The organism is Marinobacter sp. C1S70 (assembly GCF_000475355.1).
GTDB classification, from domain to species: domain Bacteria; phylum Pseudomonadota; class Gammaproteobacteria; order Pseudomonadales; family Oleiphilaceae; genus Marinobacter; species Marinobacter nauticus.
Map to the genome: position 1 here is coordinate 117,640 of NZ_AXBW01000018.1, position 14,897 is coordinate 132,536.

Annotated in this window: 11 protein-coding genes; 4 read left to right on the forward strand and 7 right to left on the reverse strand. The window is 56.5% G+C overall.

From position 1 onward, the window contains the following. Positions 1 to 7: 7 nt before the first annotated feature. Entirely contained in the window at positions 8 to 1,987 is a 1,980-nt protein-coding gene (locus Q669_RS06365; protein ID WP_022991648.1) for a M48 family metallopeptidase, read from the forward strand. Between the two features lie 89 nt (positions 1,988 to 2,076). Here the strand turns inward: Q669_RS06365 and gspD are convergent, their stop codons facing one another. From gspD to Q669_RS06395, 6 genes are all read right to left on the reverse strand, one after another. Then, positions 2,077 to 4,026, reverse strand: a complete 1,950-nt coding sequence (gene gspD / locus Q669_RS06370) for a type II secretion system secretin GspD (RefSeq protein ID WP_022991649.1) — start codon at positions 4,024 to 4,026, stop codon at positions 2,077 to 2,079. 34 nt (positions 4,027 to 4,060) lie between these two features. After that, a complete protein-coding gene (locus Q669_RS06375; protein WP_022991650.1) occupies positions 4,061 to 4,909 on the reverse strand; it encodes a type II secretion system protein N in 849 nt (282 codons plus the stop codon). A 1-nt stretch (position 4,910) separates the two neighbouring features. Next, positions 4,911 to 5,702: a type II secretion system protein N gene (locus tag Q669_RS06380; RefSeq protein ID WP_022991651.1), complete on the reverse strand. Its 792-nt coding sequence runs from the start codon at positions 5,700 to 5,702 to the stop codon at positions 4,911 to 4,913. Between the two features lie 167 nt (positions 5,703 to 5,869). Next, the gene (gene groL, locus Q669_RS06385) at positions 5,870 to 7,522 is read right to left on the reverse strand and encodes a chaperonin GroEL (protein WP_022991652.1); all 1,653 of its coding nucleotides are present in this window, start codon (positions 7,520 to 7,522) and stop codon (positions 5,870 to 5,872) included. Between the two features lie 76 nt (positions 7,523 to 7,598). Further along, positions 7,599 to 7,886, reverse strand: a complete 288-nt coding sequence (gene groES / locus Q669_RS06390) for a co-chaperone GroES (protein WP_011785505.1) — start codon at positions 7,884 to 7,886, stop codon at positions 7,599 to 7,601. 196 nt (positions 7,887 to 8,082) lie between these two features. Continuing rightward, complete coding sequence (locus Q669_RS06395; RefSeq protein ID WP_022991653.1) at positions 8,083 to 8,640, reverse strand: FxsA family protein; 558 nt, start codon at positions 8,638 to 8,640, stop codon at positions 8,083 to 8,085. Between the two features lie 72 nt (positions 8,641 to 8,712). Here Q669_RS06395 and Q669_RS06400 point away from each other — a divergent pair, with 72 nt between their 5' ends. Both Q669_RS06400 and Q669_RS06405 read left to right on the forward strand, forming a co-directional pair. Further along, positions 8,713 to 9,474 (forward strand): SDR family oxidoreductase, encoded by a 762-nt coding sequence (locus Q669_RS06400; RefSeq protein WP_022991654.1) that lies wholly within the window; start codon positions 8,713 to 8,715, stop codon positions 9,472 to 9,474. A gap of 23 nt (positions 9,475 to 9,497) precedes the next feature. Next, positions 9,498 to 9,821 (forward strand): MGMT family protein, encoded by a 324-nt coding sequence (locus Q669_RS06405; protein ID WP_022991655.1) that lies wholly within the window; start codon positions 9,498 to 9,500, stop codon positions 9,819 to 9,821. A 42-nt stretch (positions 9,822 to 9,863) separates the two neighbouring features. Here the strand turns inward: Q669_RS06405 and Q669_RS06410 are convergent, their stop codons facing one another. Beyond that, complete coding sequence (locus Q669_RS06410; protein ID WP_022991656.1) at positions 9,864 to 11,378, reverse strand: fumarate hydratase; 1,515 nt, start codon at positions 11,376 to 11,378, stop codon at positions 9,864 to 9,866. 475 nt (positions 11,379 to 11,853) lie between these two features. Here Q669_RS06410 and Q669_RS06415 point away from each other — a divergent pair, with 475 nt between their 5' ends. Next, on the forward strand, positions 11,854 to 14,886 hold the full coding sequence (locus Q669_RS06415) for a hypothetical protein (protein WP_022991658.1): 3,033 nt from the start codon (positions 11,854 to 11,856) through the stop codon (positions 14,884 to 14,886). Positions 14,887 to 14,897: the final 11 nt, after the last annotated feature.

The window sequence follows — 14,897 nt, forward strand, 5'->3', positions numbered from 1 at the left end:
CTGATTCATGGCGAGCCCCGGTTTCTTCCAGCGCCAGGCCAATGCCCGGCGCAACACTGGCCTGTTGGTCGTTCTGTTTCTAACCGCAGTCACCCTGATTACTCTGGCGGTCTGCCTGGTGGGTTACATGGTCACCCGCAGCCAGACCTCAGCCCTGCCCTTCCATTACTGGCTGCTGTCCAGCCACGGCCTGACGACCGCCGGTGCGGTGGTCGCGCTGATTGGCATCGGTTCCCTGGTACGCTGGGTGGATCTGGCCGGAGGCGGCACCCGGGTAGCACGAATGGTGGGCGCTCGAGCTATTGATCCGGATACCCGCGATCCGGAAGAACGCAAACTGCGCAACATCGTGGAAGAAATGTCGATTGCCAGCGGCGTGCCGGTACCGGAACTCTACGTGATGGACCATGAAACCGGCATCAACGCCTTTGTCGCCGGCTATACCCCTGGTGAAGCGGTGATGGTGGTCACCCATGGGGCCCTGACACAGCTGAACCGTGACGAACTCCAGGGCGTGGTAGGCCACGAATTCAGCCACATCCTCAACGGCGATATGCGCATCAACGTGAGGTTGATCGCCCTGCTGGCCGGCATCCTGATGATCGGCCAGATTGGCCAGTTTCTCCTGAGAGCTGGCTTCTACAGCAGTGGACGCAGCCGAAATCGGGACGGCCGGGCACAGGCTGCCATGGGCCTTATCGGGTTGGCCTTGATGGTGATCGGCTATGTCGGCGTGTTCTTTGGCCGGCTCATTCAGTCGGCCGTCTCACGCCAACGGGAGATGCTGGCCGACGCTTCATCCGTTCAGTTCACCCGTAACCCCGAAGGCATTGGCGCAGCCCTGTTCAAAATCGGAATGAAAGGCGGGTATCTGGACACCACCAGCCACGCCAGCGATATGAACCACATGTGCTTCGGCGAGGCGGCACGGATGAAATTCACTTCCCTGCTGGCTTCCCACCCTCCCATTGACGAGCGGATCAACGCCATCCAGCCAGGGCTGATGGCCCGCCTGCGCAGCAGGCTCAGGGATACCGAACCGGGATCACGTTTGCAGGGGCAAGGCACCAGTCCGGAGAAGGCAGGCATCGGAGACCTGGTAAGCCAGGTGGTCGAACCCGCTCAAGGCACCCGAAAGTACAGCCTGTCCCCTCTGGCAAGCTCCCTGAGCAACGAATCTCCGACGGCAGGCCCTGCGCTATCCAGCCGCGTTGGCACGGTTTCCGCGGACAGCGAGCGCTTCGCCAGCAACCTCCTGCAGAGGCTGCCATCGACCTTTCGCAACCTGTTATACACCCGGGCTGGTGCTGTACAGCTTTGCTATGGCCTGGTGATTTACGAACTGGCGGACGTCGAGCAAACCGAGAGGCTTGCTCTCATTCCAGAGCACTCCGTGCTGGGCGCACAACCCGAGTTGCTTGGCAAACTACTGCCATCCCTGAAGGAACTTGGCGAACGCGCACGTTTTCCAATGCTTGAACTGGCCATGCCGGCGCTGCGAAAGCTCGATCCGGAGGAGCGGGATACCCTTCTCGCAAATATTCAGACGCTGGTTCAGGCGGACAACCGGGTGACCCTGTTCGAACTCGCACTCACCACCTTCCTGTGGCGGCACCTGGGCCGTGGCTCCGGGCAGGTCGTGCCCGTAAAATACCGAAGCTTCCGGCAAGTGAAGCCCGCCATTGAGCAGGTGTTGAGCCTGTTCGCCCGAGCGGGTAGCGAAGCACCGGAAATGGCTCAAGCGCTCTATCAGGAGGCTATATCCGGGTTCGGCAATGGAAACGACGAAACCCTGCACAGCAAGATCACCATGCAGAACCTGAGAGCTGCTCTGAATGTTCTCAGCCAGCTCTCACCACTGCTGAAGCCTGCCATTATTGATGCCTGCGGACATTGCATCAGCCACGACGGTAAGGTGGAAGTTAAGGAATACGAATTAATGAGACTGGTCGCTGACCAACTGGACTGCCCTATGCCCCCGCTCTGAGGGCAATCGAAAGCACTGCTCCACTTCACATCGCCAACGGGAGTATCAGACAGCGTGGTTATCCACGCTGTCTGGCCAGAACCATTTGATTACTGCCGACGGCCTTCAAACAGCATATCGACTGACGGATCGGTTTCTTCCTGGGGCAAGCCAAGCTTCTCGCGCACTTCCAGGTTCACATCCCAGAGGCGGTTAAACTTTTCAGTGGTCGCCGCCACGGCATCTGCCTTACCCAGCATAATCGTGGGGCGCAGGAAAACCAGCAGGTTGCGCTTAACGCGGGTCTCGGATTCAGAAGAGAACAGCCGGCCGAGTACCGGGATATCGCCCAGCAGCGGCACCTTGCTCTTGCTGACCTGATAATCATCCTTGATCAGACCGCCCAGCACCACGGTCTCACCATCATCCGCCAGCACGGTAGTTTTGATCTCACGTTTGTTGGTGATCAGATCAGAAGCGTTATCTACAGCGGTCGTGGAAATGTCTTCAGTCGTCTGCTCAACCACAAGTCGCACCAAGCCATCTGCACTTATGGTCGGCGTCACTTTGAGTGAAAGGCCCACATCACGTCTTTCGATGGTAGTAAACGGGTTGGTGGTCCCGTCTCCGGTGACAGTGGACTGCCCAGTACGAAACGGTACGTTCTGTCCGACGATAATCTCGGACTCCTGATTATCCAAAGTAATGATACTGGGTGTGGACAGCAGGTTTGCAGCCGCCGAGGAGGAAAGCGCCTGAATAAGAACACCCCAAGTAACGCCGTCCTCATCGCGCTGTCCCGCACCGACCGTCAATCCACCTGCGAGTTGTGGGATGGTGTCACCCACCAACGCCCCAATTACTGAGTTAAGCCCAACCATACCCTGACTGCTCGTCAGATTAGTCCCCAGTACAGGAAACGAACCTGCAGACTCATCGCCAGCCGCCAGTTGCACCCCGAGCTGATCCCCCAGCTCATCACTGATTTCCACAATGGCCGCTTCAATCATAACCTGGGCACGGCGCACATCCAGCTGCGCTACAATCTGCTCGGCTTCCTGCATCAGGGAGGGGTCCCCCCGGACGACGAGAGCATTCAGCCCTTCGTCGGCAAAGACTGAAAAGCTGCTGCCCGGATTCCCGGCAGAGCCACCCGAACTGCCGCCAGCGCTACCCTCTTTCACTACCTCACCCATCACACCTTTGAGTATTTCGGTCAGGGTCTTGGCATCGGCATGACGAAGACGAATCACCTTGGTGGTTCCGCCACTTGCAGACGGTTGGTCCAGTTGGAGAATCAAACCGCGCATCTTGTCCCGAAAGGTTTCGTCGCCCCGCAGAATCAATCGATTGCTGCGCTCGTCGGCTGTCACGCTGTATTTGCGTGCGGCATTCTCACCGCCAGCGCGGCCAAGCTCTTCCGGTGCCAGCTCCTGCAGCAGGGTCACCATGTCACCAACCCAGGCTTCCTGCAGCTGAATCACTTCCACTTCGTATTTAGAGGGGCTGTCCAGTTCCCGCACGATCTGTTCAATGCGAGCGATGTTAGAGGCATGATCACTGACAATCAGGGCGTTTGCCGCAGCCACGCCCGCCAAATGGCCGTATTTGGCGACCAGGGGACGCAGAATCGGAACCAGTTCCAGGGCGTTGGCATTATCAATCTGGATAACACGGGTAATCAATTGCTCGGAAGGCGTTTGCGGAAACCTGTTCAGGTTCTCTGCAGACTGTTTGGCATCGACCTGCTGGACAATTTTGACGACTTCCTCTCCGGGGATCGCAGTAAAACCGTGCACATTCAGCACTGCCAGGAAAAGATCGTATATTTCGTCCTTGTTCATGGGGGCACTGGACAATACCGTCACTTTCCCTTTAACCCGGGGATCCACCACAAAGCTGTAGCCGGTTATGTCTGCCACCTGGGTGACAAAGGCCCGAATGTCCGCATCCTTGAGGTTCAGCCTCCAGGTTTCTTCCTGCGCCTGAGCCAGCGAAGCCAGCGGCAATAAAAGCGCGAACATGATTGCCTGGAGGAGGTTGATCTTGTGGTTATACATCTGGCGATATCGTCCTGTTATTTTGAGTACCCTGTCAGCGCCATTGTTCGGGTATGGCGTAACTGACCGTCAGCAGGGTTCCGTCACGTTCAATTTCTATATCCAGCTGCGGCTGGCTGCGCCAACTGTCCAGCAGCTGCTTGTCCTGCTCGATGTCGCCCAGAGGCTGACCGTTCACCGAGGTAATGATATCTCCCGGACGCAGATTCACGGCGTTCAGCATGGCGTTCGAGCCATCATACACATACCCGCCGCGATCCTCTGCAGGCTGCAGACCGTAGGTTGCCAATGCAGCCACGCCTTCACTGTCCAGCCGCGCTCTGGCGTCTTCCAGGTAGGTATCCGGCGATTCTGCCGTTTGCACAGGCTCTTCCGCAACCAGAGCTCCGGTATCCATCTGTTCCTCAAACGCCAGGGATTCATACCTTCCTCCCCGGCGTAGCAGGATTCGTCCAGCTTCGACTTCCGCCAGCTCAGCATTGCCCGGCAACTGGTCGCCAACCCGATAGTATTCGGTTTCGCCGTTACTTCCGGCAACTATAGCACCGGAGTCCTCAGGACGCTGCCCGACTAGCACACCCTCCAGCCTCAGGCGCAACCCGGTTTCCGGTGCCGATCGACGCACCACATCGGCCACGCCAGCCTGATTTTCCGGTCGCCCGAAGAATTCATAACCGGCGATCGGAGCCCCGGACACGCTGTTACGAGCGTCATTACCGGCCGCCGCCTGCCCAAAGATTTCCGGTACGGGCCGGTCATTCCAGGCGAACAACCAGGTCACTTTGGCAAGCTCGACCGCCAGGTAGAGCACCAGCGCAAGCAACAGCACATTCGCCAATGTACGCGACAAACGTTCCTGACTCCGAACGGGCAACTTCATCATATTACAGCCCTCCGGGCAGCAATGGCTGCCGGACCCGGAATACCACATCACCCGGTCTTGCGGAGTCTGGCCAGGGCTGTTGCGCCAGATCGACCATGCGTTTGTAGACCCGCAGCTCCATCATGCCATCCCAGAGAATGCTGGCATCAGCCGCCGGCCCGCTTGCCCCCTGCTCTGCCACCACCAGCGCAACGCCTCCGTCCACGGTATCCAGGTTCGCCTGCATGGGTGGAAACTCAGCCTGGCCTGTCTGATTACCCATGGGCCAGGTAACCGTGCCACCGCCCCAGCGCCCGAGCCCGTCTGCTGACTTCAGGCGACCGTCTGCCCAGGACATCTCGAAGCGATCCACAGACACGGTTCCCTCAATCATGGCGCCACCGCTCTGGCGTATGAGCTGCTCGAACTCGGCAACCGCTACCACGCCATTGGCACTGACTTCAAAATTACCCTGCCAACCGGCACTGGCAACCCCTTCCACGCGGGATTGTGACGAAGACACAGAAAACTCCAGCGGTATCGTCAACCCAGTCAGCGAGGGCCAGCCCAGCTGCCATTGCAACCTCGCCGGAAAACCGGCCACAACCACGCCGGCAGCGCCGCTCCACAGGCGGCCGGATACCTGCTGCACCCGGACCTGGTCTGGTAACTGTACCTGCGCCGATGCCTGCTGCCAAAGCCAGCCAGCCGGAACCAGAACAATCAGAGTGATCCCGTAAACCAACAGACCGAGCAACAGCAGCAGAACCACTTTGCCAGGGCCGAGAAAGGATTTTGGTCGGGATTCAGTCATTGCAATTGGCACATTTAAAAACCGGTAGCCGAGTCTAACAAAGCCATTGGGCAAGTTCATGACAAAAAAACGAAAAACCCCGCGCCAGTGTGAACCAGCGCGGGGTTTTTCAGGGGTAGATCGGGCCAGGCCTCAGAAACTGAGACCTGTTCGGGATCTGGCCGGCATTACATCATGCCGCCCATGCCTCCCATTCCGCCCATGCCACCCATATCCGGCATGCCGCCGCCGGCTTTCTCGTCTTCTGGCTCATCTGCAACCATCGCCTCGGTGGTGATGATCAGAGAAGCGACAGAAGCCGCTGCCTGCAGGGAAGAACGGGTTACCTTGGCGGGATCCAGGATACCCATTTCCAGCATGTCACCATACTGCTCGGTTGCCGCGTTGAAGCCAAAGGAACCTTCGCCTTCTTTGACCTTGGCAACCACGACAGAAGACTCACCGCCTGCGTTGAATACGATCTGACGCAGCGGCGCTTCCATGGCGCGGCGCAGGATGTTAACACCGGCTTTCTGCTCTTCGTTGATAGCGTCTACCTTGTCCAGGGCCGCAATGGCGCGGATCAGGGTAACACCACCACCGGCCACAATGCCTTCTTCAACAGCAGCGCGGGTGGAGTGCAGCGCGTCTTCAACGCGAGCCTTCTTCTCTTTCATTTCCACTTCAGAGCCGGCGCCTACCTTGATGACGGCAACACCGCCAGCCAGCTTGGCTACGCGCTCTTGCAGTTTCTCTTTGTCGTAGTCAGAAGTGCTGTCTTCGATCTGCTTACGGATCTGCTCAACGCGGGCTTCAATGTCGCTCTGCGCACCGGCACCGCCAATAATGGTGGTGTTTTCCTTGGTGACGTTAACGCGCTTGGCAGTACCCAGGTCATCCAGAGTCGTGTTCTCCAGAGTCAGGCCAACCTCTTCGGAAATCACAGTACCACCGGTCAGGATAGCGATGTCCTGCAGCATTTCCTTACGACGGTCACCAAAGCCAGGTGCTTTAACCGCGTTCACCTTAACGATGCCACGCATGTTGTTCACAACCAGGGTTGCCAGCGCTTCGCCTTCGATGTCTTCAGCGATAATCTGCAGCGGCTTGCCAGCCTTGGCGACAGCTTCCAGCACCGGCAACAGTTCGCGGATGTTGGAGATCTTCTTGTCTACCAGCAGGATGTACGGGTCATCCAGTTCTGCAGACATGCTGTCCTGGTTGTTGATGAAGTACGGGCTCAGGTAGCCGCGGTCGAACTGCATGCCTTCAACCACGTCCAGCTCGTCTTCCAGGCCACGGCCTTCTTCAACGGTAATTACGCCTTCTTTGCCTACGCGCTCCATGGCGTCTGCAATAATCTTGCCGATGGCCTCGTCACCGTTGGCGGAAATGGTGCCAACCTGGGCGATCATGCGGCTGTCGTCGCAGGGCTTGGCCATTTCACGAATGGCTTTAACGGCTTCAGCCGTACCCTTGTCGATACCACGCTTCAGGTCCATCGGGTTCATGCCGGCAGTCACGGCCCTGATGCCTTCGTTTACGATAGCCTGGGCCAGAACGGTTGCAGTAGTGGTACCGTCACCGGCGGTTTCGTTCGCCTGGGAAGCCACTTCTTTAACCATCTGGGCGCCCATGTTCTCGAACTTGTCTTTCAGTTCGATTTCCTTGGCTACGGAAACACCGTCTTTGGTGACAGTCGGTGCGCCGAATGACTTCTCGAGAACCACGTTACGGCCTTTCGGGCCCAGCGTTACCTTGACGGCGTCCGCCAGGATGTTAACACCTGCTACCATGCGCTTACGGGCGCTATCACCGAATTTAACGTCTTTTGCTGCCATGTCTTCTATTCCTGTTCGTTAAACCGAAAATTGAACCAATCGGATTAATGAGCGTTCGTGCCTGTCGCTGTTGCGATCACTCAAGCACGCCGTAAATATCGTTCTCACTCATGATGAGCAGCTCTTCACCGTCAACCTTTACGGTGTTACCGGCGTACTGGCCGAAGACCACGGTGTCACCCACCTTGACCGCCAGTGCACGGGTTTCGCCGTTATCCAGAATGCGGCCATTACCCACAGCGATCACTTCGCCCTGGGAAGGCTTTTCTTTGGCATTACCCGGCAGCACGATGCCACCCGCAGTTTTCTCTTCTTCTTCCTTACGGCGTACGACAACACGATCGTGTAGCGGACGAATTTTCATTGCTCTGTTTCTCCAATAGTCAGATTAATGTGGCAATGACAATTGCATGTTAAAAATGTCTGGCCGGAGATCCGGACCCGACAAATTGCCTCGGCATCCAAGCCACTGATAGACAGTGGTTTTCAGCCTGAGACGAATCTGTGCTGTGTTAATGGGGTTGAGCGAAAGGTTTTCAACACCCGCAACGAAAAAAATTTCACTTTTTTTCCTGCTCATCCTGATCAGGCTGACCGTGCTGGATCTGACCCCGATCATTCCGTGTCTGATCCTGGTATTCGCCTTCAATGATGTCGCCATTGGCATCACGGTCGAACGGTCGCTGCGGACCAAAAGGGCCATGCCCAAAGGGTCCTGCACCGCCGCCCGCCCTGAAAAAGAAACTCCGGCTTTGATTCTGCCCCGCCACCGTCATCCGCTTCAGCGCCTGCGATGCCAGCCAATGTCGAGAGCCCGGCAACAGGCACAAAAAGCCGAAGGTGTCGGTGATAAACCCCGGCGTGAGCAACATAGCGCCGCCGACCGCCAGAATCAGCCCCTCGGCCACTTCCTTGGCCGGTAACTCGCCGCTGTTGAGGCGCTCATTGGCCCGCAACAAGGTCGCCAGGCCCTGCTGGCGCAGCAACCAGGCCCCGATTACAGCGGTCAGAAACACCAGCCCGACCGTGTTCAACACGCCGATAACACTACCGACCTGAATCAGTACCGCCAGCTCGGCAATGGGCATAACGATGAAAAGAAAAAAGAAAACGGGCAAAATGCCTCCCCATAAAAACGATGCAGACACACAGAGAACGTAAAACACCTCTGAACTTAATTAGGGCAAACCATGAAACTTCAAGATTCTGTTATCGCAATCACTGGTGGCGGCCAGGGCCTCGGCCGCGCAATGGCTGAATACCTGGCAGCCAAAGGCGCCAGGCTGGCACTCATCGACCTGATGGAAGACAAGCTGGCTGAAGCCGCTGAGGCCTGCAAACTGGCCGGTGGCGACGCCAAAACCTATGTCTGCAACGTCTCCAAAGAAGAAGACGTTGAGGCAACCTTTCAGGCAATCATCAATGACTTCGGCCACCTCAACGGCCTGGTGAACAACGCCGGCATCCTGCGCGACGGCCTGATGGTGAAATTCAAGGACGGCAAGCTCGAGAAGCGCATGGAGCTGGCCCAGTGGCAGTCCGTGATCGACGTTAACCTCACCGGCGTTTTCCTATGCGGCCGTGAAGCGGCCACCCGCATGATCGAAAACGGCGACCATGGCGCGATCATTAACATCGCCTCCATCTCCCGCGCCGGAAACATGGGCCAGAGCAACTACTCCGCCGCCAAAGCCGGCGTATCTGCCCTGGTGCCAGTGTGGGCCAAAGAACTCGCCCGCTACGGCATCCGCTGCATGGGCATCGCCCCAGGGTTTATCGAAACCGAAATGACGGCCTCCATGAAGCCGGAAGCCCTGGAGAAAATGACCGCCGGCATCCCCCTGAAACGCATGGGCAAGCCAGAGGAAATCGCCTCAGCGGTAGCGTTTATCTTCGAGAACGACTACGTTTCTGGCCGCATGATCGAGGTGGACGGCGCCCTGCGCCTGTAACCCGGCCAATACCGGAGCTCTGAATGCACGAGTCCGAAGAGGAACCGACAAAGGAGCAGAAAATCTGGCAGGTAGTGGCCACGATTCCGAAAGGGAAAGTGGCCAGCTACGGTCAGGTAGCCGCCATGGCCGGCCTCGGACGCCAGGCGCGTTTCGTTGGCCGTGCCCTGGGCAAATTGCCCGCCGGCCACTGCATTCCCTGGTATCGGGTTATCCGCAGCAACGGCCAGATTGCCTTTCCTGAAGGCACGGAAACCTGCCAGCTTCAAACCGAGAAACTGAGGCTGGAAGGGGTGGAAGTGTATAAAGGAAGGGTAAAGATGAAGGACTTTCAGTGGCAGCCTTGAGCCGAACGCCCAAGGCTGCTACCGGACCAACAAAGACTCAGATCAAACCGCCTTGGCAGCAATGATCTTGTCGTGCCACTCCACCGGGCCGGTCTGGTGCACGGAACTGCCACGGGAATCCACCGCTACGGTTACCGGCATATCCTGCACTTCAAACTCGTAGATGGCTTCCATACCCAGCTCTTCGAAGGCCACCACCTTGGCGCCCTTGATGGCCTTGGAGACCAGGTAAGCCGCACCGCCCACCGCCATCAGGTAAACCGCGCCGTGCTTCTTGATGGCGTCGATGGCGACCTGGCCACGCTCGGCTTTGCCGATCATGCCGGTCAGGCCGGTTTTTTCCAGCATGGTGTCGGTGAACTTGTCCATGCGGGTTGCAGTAGTTGGGCCAGCGGGGCCAACCACTTCTTCGCGTACCGGATCAACCGGACCCACGTAGTAAATGAAGCGGCCTTTCAGATCTACCGGCAGCTCTTCACCCCGCTCGATCATATCCACCATCTTCTTGTGGGCCGCATCACGGCCGGTCAGCATCTTGCCGGACAGCAGAACGGTTTCACCCGGTTGCCAGTCTTTCACGTCTTCCGGAGTTACAGTGTCCAGATTCACACGGCGAACATTCTCGCCTACTTCCCAGGTGATTTCCGGCCAGTCGTCCAGGCTCGGCGGGGTCTGCAGGGACGGGCCCGTACCATCCAGCACAAAGTGTGCGTGGCGGGTTGCGGCGCAGTTCGGGATGATCGCCACCGGCTTGTTGGCCGCGTGGGTGGGGTAATCCTTGACTTTTACATCCAGAACGGTGGTCAGGCCACCCAGCCCCTGAGCGCCGATGCCCAGCTCGTTCACCTTCTCGAACAGCTCCAGGCGCAATTCTTCAGCACGATTGGAGGCACCGCGGGCCTGCAGGTCGTGAATATCGATCGGATCCAACAGAGCCTCTTTCGCCAGCTCCATCGCCTTCTCGGCGGTACCGCCAATACCAATGCCGAGCATGCCAGGCGGACACCAGCCGGCACCCATCTGCGGCACCATCTTCAACACCCAGTCCACAACCGAGTCGGACGGGTTCAGCATGGCAAACTTGGACTTGGCTTCAGAGCCGCCGCCCTTGGCTGCCACGTGCACGTCTACGGTGTTACCGGGCACCATCTTGTAGTGGATGATGGCGGGGGTGTTGTCTTTGGTGTTCTGGCGCTTGCCGTCAGGATCAGCCAGCACAGAGGCGCGCAGCACGTTATCCGGATGGGTGTAGGCGCGGCGTACACCTTCGTTGATCACATCGTCCAGCGCCATGTCGCACTCGAACTTCACATCCATACCGATGTTCACGAACACGGTGACGATACCGGTGTCCTGACAGATCGGGCGATGGCCCTGGGCACACATACGGGAGTTAATCAGAATCTGGGCCATGGCATCCTTGGCCGCCTGGGACTCTTCCTTCTGGTAGGCCTCGTACACGGCCTGAATGAAATCCTTCGGGTGATAGTAGGAAATAAACTGCAGCGCATCGGCTACGCTTTCGATCAGGTCGTCCTGGCGGATCACGGTGGTCATAGTCGCCTCATCAGCTTTCTGATTATCGGAAGTGTGCGGAGCCACCAAGGCAGCCCCTGCTTATATAAGGAAGCGAGAGTTTACCAGAAATTCGTCACAGCGGTTGATGCGACAGAAGGCGCAAATGCTATGTACGCCAGCGAAAATAGCTATGACGGCAAAACCAATTCGCAACAATTTGTTAAAACAGGCATTACCCGGCCACTGGAACTCGACAAACCGCGGAGCGGCCACTATTTTGATTGAGGGCCACTCCAAGGGTGCGAGGAGGGTTTCCAGACGCAGAATCACACTTTTGGCTGATCAACACTTGCTACTCTGTCGCTATAGTCGAAGCTACAGAAATTGGCTTTTAAGTGCTGGCTACAATTTCAGACAACCAACAAATCAGAAAAGGCTGTGCGCGGAATCCTGGGGCCGACCGGTTCCGTCAACGCCGGATATAACGACACAACAACAGGAAAAGGTTCCACCCATGTTCAAGAAAACTCTAATAAGTCTTGCCGTGGCTTCTTCCCTTGGGTTGACGGGCTGTTTCAGTGGCTCTAACAGTGGGGGCAATGATAATCCCAAGCCGCAGTATGCCGATACCGATGCGCTCGCCGATAGAACGTTTCCGTTTTTTGCGCCTGGCGCCTCGCGACTTCCGATACCCAACGATCTGATTTTCCGCTCAGATGACGAAGACACAAGCTTCAGCGAAGCAGATGGAACATTTGAAGTCGACAATACTTCTCCCCCGGTCACTGCAGCACTCAACCAGCTTTCAGGTGCATCGACCGTTGCTCCCATCGTCATCCAGACCAATGGCCTGTTGGACGAAAGCGAAGATAACGTGAAGATTGGCAAAAACGTCCACCTTATCGAACTGGCATACGCCAGCGGTGATCCAGTACAAGGCCTGGGCAACGGCGAACCCCCCACTCTCGCAATTGGGCTTCCTGATGGCGCCGGTATGCCAAAAGTGCGTGCCGAAGTAGTAACTCTCGATGGCACCTCCGCCATTCGCATTCTACCGCTCGAACCTTTGAAGCCAGGCAAACGCTATGTGGTAGTAGTCACTAACGATGTGAAAGACATCAACGGTGATCCAATCATTCAGGATCCGTCTTACTCCAACCTTACTGCAGAAGGCACCGCAGAAAATCCGGGGGCAGGACTACCGAGCCAAGACCTTTTGCCGGTGCGAACCTTAATCAACAGCCTTTGGGAGCCTTTGGCGCTCAAATATGCCGAAGCCATAGGCCAGCCACTGAGCGAAGATCAAATCGCTCTCAGTTACAGCTTTACAACCTCCAAAGACACTGATGTGCTGAGGTACATCGCTGAGCCAGGGACTTGGTTCTCTGATCAGGTTCGGAACTTCATTGCGGTCAGCGCAGCAGTCAAAACCCAAAAATCTTCCCAGGGATCAGCGGATTATTCTACGATCAAAAAAGCTGTAGATACCGCCGTCGCTAAATTCCCCGCAAGCTTAGGACTGGAGCCAGCCGAAACACCTCAGGAATTGGCGGAAATACTTGGTGGCGCTTGCGGAACAGTTCAAGGCCAGAATGCGATTGACTGCCTAGGTATTGCACTGGCAACCAAATTCAAAGAAGGTCTTCCGACCCCCACCGCCGCAGATAGAGCAGGCACCATTGCTCTCGACCCTGTTCCAAGGGGCGCTGCGCAGGTTTCTCTCCTAGCTGCCAGTGTTCTTGAGGACCCTCGATCTGTATACGCGATTGAGGGAACCATCACGCTGCCAAACTATCTCGGCAACAGTCCGGCAGATCTGGTCGGAGCCACAGAGCAAGGAGAAATGCTTGGTAACTGGGAAGCCGATGACCAGCTGGCCTCCCAAATTAGCGGTTTGCTGCAAAAAGTCGGCGCCCCTGCATTACCTCACGCCAACCCCGACCAAACTGAAACAACAGCAGTCAACTATATTTTCCCTTTCCCGAAACAGAATGCAGACCAGCCTAATATCGAGGCACCAATTCTGGTTCTTTACCCAAGCGATCCCAGCAACGTTAAGGGCATCGTCTCGTTCCAGCATGGCATCACCACTGATCGCAGTACGGCGCTGACATTCGGTACCGCTCTTGCCGAACAAGGTTATGTTGTTGCTGCTATCGACCACCCCCTCCACGGGGTCAGCCCCTTCTCCATCGAACAGCAGGGTGAACTTGCTGGACTGCTTATTGGCGCAGCAGTTCTGGATGCATTAGGAGCCGATGCCATTACGGATCTACCGGAAGAGCAGCAGCCGATCGCGAAAGGCGCTATTTTGACACTTGCTCCTGAAGCCTTAGCTGCCTTGCAGCAGGATGAAGACAATCAGGTTTCATACTTCGTTACAAAGGCCAAAGAATACGAAGACGCTAGCGGAATTAGCGGCGTAATTACAGGAACAACAGCGGAGGAGCAACAAACATTCGCTGGAACTGTTACTTCATTACTTAATTCAGTAGAAAACGCCGGCAGCCAAATTCCGGGGTTAGCTCCGAGATATGAGGAAACAACTCCGGAAGAAAAAGTTCTTGTTGAGCGCCACTTTGGATTATTCCCCGGCAGTGATGGCAAAGCAGATTCAATGGTCTTTGATCCCAGCAAACCGGTTGGGGCGGAAGAGAATGGTAGGTTCTTTATTAACTTATCGAACTTCCTGAAGACCCGCGACAATCTGCGCCAGAGCGTTCTGGATCAGATGAACTTACGCGCATCGCTCGCTAGTCTTGAACTTCCCTTCCCTGATGGCCAAGGAGGAGTGAAAAAGGTAGATGTTTCGAGTGGCCAAGACGTCTATTTTGCCGGCCACTCCTTGGGCGGCATCACCGGTGTGTCTCTAATAGATGCGCTGAATACTGATGCATTGGAGTTCCCAGGCGTAGGAAAGGTTACTTTCGTAAATTCATCCAACCCAGCGCAGAGTACTTTTTCGGCAGAAAACAATATCCAGGCGAGCAGCTTGCTGACACCAGGTGGCGGAATTGTAAGGCTGCTTGAGAACTCTGATAGTTTTGCTCCGATCGTTCTGGGCGGCCTGTTTGATAAAGCTAGGCTTGAGCAGGGAGACTCCAGTTTGGAAGCCTTCTTGAACGTCGCACAGGCAACCGTTGACTCAGCAGACCCAATTAATTTCATTGGTCAGTCGACAACCGACACCCTAATCAGTGTTGTCATTGGTGACACAGTCATACCAAATGCCGCGGATGCAGAGCTTTGGGCTGATTCTTTGAGCGCTGACGCTTACGACCCCTCGCCTTTGAGCGGAACGCTGACAGATGTTCCGTACCCAGTGGACAGCTTCCCTGCGCCATTAGCAGGCACCGTTCCCCTGATTGAACTCGGTAGTGATGCGGTTATGTCGATGTCCTACGCTCCTGAAGTTTTCGATGGGGTGGAGCATGGAACACCGGTAGATCCTACTTCTTCGCAGGACGCATTCGGTGGTATGGTTTGTTCAACCCTTATCACTTTCGGGTCAAACAGCCTACCCTCTTATTGTCCGCAGCAAGAATAAAATCTGCCAAC

Coding starts and splice junctions, on each gene's coding strand:
- Q669_RS06365 (WP_022991648.1), top strand. CDS start 8: ATGGCGAGCCCCGGTTTCTTCCAGCGCCAGGCCAATGCCCGGCGCAAC.
- gspD (WP_022991649.1), bottom strand. CDS start 4,026: ATGTATAACCACAAGATCAACCTCCTCCAGGCAATCATGTTCGCGCTT.
- Q669_RS06375 (WP_022991650.1), bottom strand. CDS start 4,909: ATGATGAAGTTGCCCGTTCGGAGTCAGGAACGTTTGTCGCGTACATTG.
- Q669_RS06380 (WP_022991651.1), bottom strand. CDS start 5,702: ATGACTGAATCCCGACCAAAATCCTTTCTCGGCCCTGGCAAAGTGGTT.
- groL (WP_022991652.1), bottom strand. CDS start 7,522: ATGGCAGCAAAAGACGTTAAATTCGGTGATAGCGCCCGTAAGCGCATG.
- groES (WP_011785505.1), bottom strand. CDS start 7,886: ATGAAAATTCGTCCGCTACACGATCGTGTTGTCGTACGCCGTAAGGAA.
- Q669_RS06400 (WP_022991654.1), top strand. CDS start 8,713: ATGAAACTTCAAGATTCTGTTATCGCAATCACTGGTGGCGGCCAGGGC.
- Q669_RS06405 (WP_022991655.1), top strand. CDS start 9,498: ATGCACGAGTCCGAAGAGGAACCGACAAAGGAGCAGAAAATCTGGCAG.
- Q669_RS06410 (WP_022991656.1), bottom strand. CDS start 11,378: ATGACCACCGTGATCCGCCAGGACGACCTGATCGAAAGCGTAGCCGAT.
- Q669_RS06415 (WP_022991658.1), top strand. CDS start 11,854: ATGTTCAAGAAAACTCTAATAAGTCTTGCCGTGGCTTCTTCCCTTGGG.